This window comes from Azospirillum himalayense (genome assembly GCF_042657465.1).
Classification (GTDB): Bacteria; Pseudomonadota; Alphaproteobacteria; order Azospirillales; family Azospirillaceae; genus Azospirillum; species Azospirillum himalayense.
In genome coordinates this window covers 1-671 of record NZ_JBHSLC010000052.1, presented here as the reverse complement: position 1 = coordinate 671, position 671 = coordinate 1, and the positions used below count along the sequence as shown (strand labels likewise).

General features: G+C 70.2%; 1 protein-coding gene. It reads left to right on the top strand.

The features are described from left to right. A partial coding sequence (locus tag ACFPMG_RS23070; protein ID WP_376997557.1) for an IS66 family transposase occupies window positions 1-544 on the top strand: 544 nt, incomplete at its 5' end. Window positions 545-671 lie beyond the last annotated feature (127 nt).

Here is a 671-nt window from a genome sequence, read left to right as displayed (position 1 = left end):
CAAATCAGAAGTCGCGCGGGACGTGATCGCGCGCATCGGCGCGGTGTACGCCATCGAGGAGCGCATCCGCGGCACGGCGGCCGAAACGCGCCGACGGGTGCGGCAGGCCGAGAGTCGGCCGCTTATGGAGGCGCTGAAGGCCCGGCTGCTGGAGGTGCGGGGCGAGATCTCCGGCCAGTCAAGCCTGGCCAAGGCGATCAACTATACCCTGGGCCACTGGGACGGGCTGGTGGCGTTCCTCGACGACGGCCGCATCGATGTCGATACGAACACGGTGGAGAGGAGCATGCGTCCGATTGGGTTAGGGCGTAAGAACGCTCTATTCGCCGGCTCGGCGGCGGGGGGCCGCGACTGGGCCATCCTGGCCTCGCTCATCCAGAGCGCCCGCCTCAACGGCGTCGATCCGTTCACCTACGTGGCCGACGTGCTGGAGCGCATGGTGTCGGGGGCGGTGAAGGCCAACGCCCTCGACCGCCTGCTGCCATGGACGTGGAAGGCGGAACGGGACAGCGCCGGTGATGGCGAGGAGAGCCAGGCGGCATGACGGCCAAGCCCGCTGCGAACATCGCCCCGGCGGCGCCCAAGCCGATGCTAGACGCCAGCGACCTCGAAGCCTACCTGCGGACCCGCGGTCGGGCGGCGCCGGTGTCGCGCCTCGACGCGCTCGACGG